The organism is Aquimarina litoralis, assembly GCF_019295435.1.
Lineage (GTDB): Bacteria > Bacteroidota > Bacteroidia > Flavobacteriales > Flavobacteriaceae > Aquimarina > Aquimarina litoralis_A.
The window spans coordinates 1-2,227 of sequence record NZ_WEKL01000097.1; the positions used below are offsets into that span (position 1 = coordinate 1).

2 protein-coding genes are annotated in these 2,227 nt (G+C 36.6%); both read left to right on the forward strand.

Annotated elements, in window-relative coordinates; genetic code table 11:
• Nucleotides 1-258, forward strand: a 258-nt coding sequence (locus tag GBO31_RS23300; RefSeq protein WP_219011026.1) for a T9SS type A sorting domain-containing protein, incomplete at its 5' end; no start/stop codon positions are given.
• Nucleotides 259-380: 122 nt separating this feature from the next.
• Nucleotides 381-2,227: Ig-like domain-containing protein (locus GBO31_RS23305; protein ID WP_219011027.1), on the forward strand; the 1,847-nt coding region annotated here is incomplete at its 3' end.

The window sequence follows — 2,227 nt, forward strand, 5'->3', positions numbered from 1 at the left end:
GATACTACAACCAAACCTATAGAACCAGAGGTATACCTTTTCCCTAACCCAACTACAGGTAAAGTATTCATCCAAGGATTATCTCAAGAAAAACAACATAACATCAGAATTTATGATATCAAAGGAGCTACTTATGTAAATCAAAAATTAAACGAAAATCATATCATAGATATACAAAGTTTACCACAAGGAATTTATTTCCTAACAATAGTAAATCCCAAAGATGGAAATAGAACTTTAAAACTCATCAAAAAGTAGAACCTATAACCTAATAAATTGCATTTAAGCTCTTTAGAGTGGTCAGGCTTTTGTAGAAGTCTGACTACTCTAAAACCTTTCTTGCCCTTATTTAGACAAACAAAATTCAAAAAACATTCAAAATGAAAAACAAATTATTCTTTGTATTCCTGTTTATATTATCAATAGCAGGCATACAAGCCCAAGATTGGAATGGAATTCCAATTCCAGCTGATCCTCCAACAGGTATGGTTTGGGAATTAAATCCAGTTTCAGATAGTTTTGATTATGAATCATCAAGCAACAACCTACATCCAGAGTTTACAAAAAGATGGAACGAGCTATATATTAACGGGTTTTCAGGACCTTCTGCAACCTTCTATCATAAAGACCATACTTGGATTACTGATGGAAAACTAAACATTCATGGAGCATGGGATAATAACCTTCCTATCATTTATACCGGATGTATTTCGTCCAAAAAGGCTTTAGCTTATCCAATGTATATGGAAGCTAGAGTAAAACAAGCAGGATGTATGTTAGCTAATAATATATGGATGATCAGCGAAGATGAAACTGAAGAATTAGATATGCTAGAATCGTATCCTAATATTCAAGAAGGAAGAGAATATTTTGACAAGCGTATACATCTAAGTCATCACACTTTTATCAGAGATCCCTTTACGGATTATCAACCGAGAGATGAAGAAGGTGTTTTTGGGACTTGGTATATGGAAGATGGAAGAGAAACCTGGAGAGAAGAATATTTTACGATTGGTGTCTATTGGGTAAACCCACATCATGCAGAGTATTACATTAATGGAGAATTAGTTCGTACTATAAAATCAAATGAACATAGTTTCAAAGATCCTGAAGGGAATTTATCACAGCACACTACTTCTTTCGATGCTATTGATAAATATGGATATACAGGTGGCACAGGTTTAAGTAAACCTCAACATATTATTATCAATATGGAACAACAATCTTGGTTGTCCGATCTTAATATTTATCCTACTCCTGACGATTTGGATGATGCCAATGGTCGTAATCTTTTTCAAGTAGATTGGATTCGAGTATATGATGCTGTTCCTGTTGGAGGAAATGTTCCTGTAACGGGAGTAGAAGCTGATCAATTTAGTATTACTATTCGACCAGGTGAAACTTTTGATTTGACTCATAATATTATACCAAATAACGCAACTACTCAGATTGTAACTTGGTCAGTGAGTAATACAACAATTGCAAAAATAAATGGGTTAGGTCAGGTAACTGGTCTTTCGCAAGGAACCGTAGGAGCAGTTGTAAAAACTTTTGATGGAGATTTTACAGATGCAGTAACCGTTACTGTAGCAGGAGAACCCATTGGACCAATAGATGAAACGATTCCTGTTGAAGCTGTAAGTATAACTCCTCAAGGAGCCACAATGGAAGTTGGGGAAACACTCGCACTAACTGGTGGAATCATACCATTTAACGCAACCGTACAATCGGTTACTTGGGCGTCTTCTAATCCAAATGTTGCAACCATAGACAATCTCGGTTCTGTATTAGCTGTAGAAGCAGGATCAGTAAATATAACCGCCAGAACGTTAGATGGAAATAAAACCGATATGATTACCATTACAGTAACCGATTCTGGAGATACAGGCGGAGGAGATATCGCAGTAACCGGTGTCGCTGTTTCACCGGCTACTATATCCTTAGATCCAGGAGATACCACAACACTTACAGCAACTGTTGCTCCATCCAATGCTACCGATAAAACAGTAACTTGGTCTTCTAGCAATACTTCTGTTGCTTCTGTTTCCTCTAGTGGTGTTGTCACAGCACTGACAACGGGATCGGCAATTATAACAGCTACCACCATAGATGGTAATTTTACAGCTACTAGTACTATCACTGTTAATGATACTTCTATACCGCCTTCTGGAGATCAAATCATTATTGAAGCTGAAGACTTTATCGCAACTGGTGGAACCTTTAATGA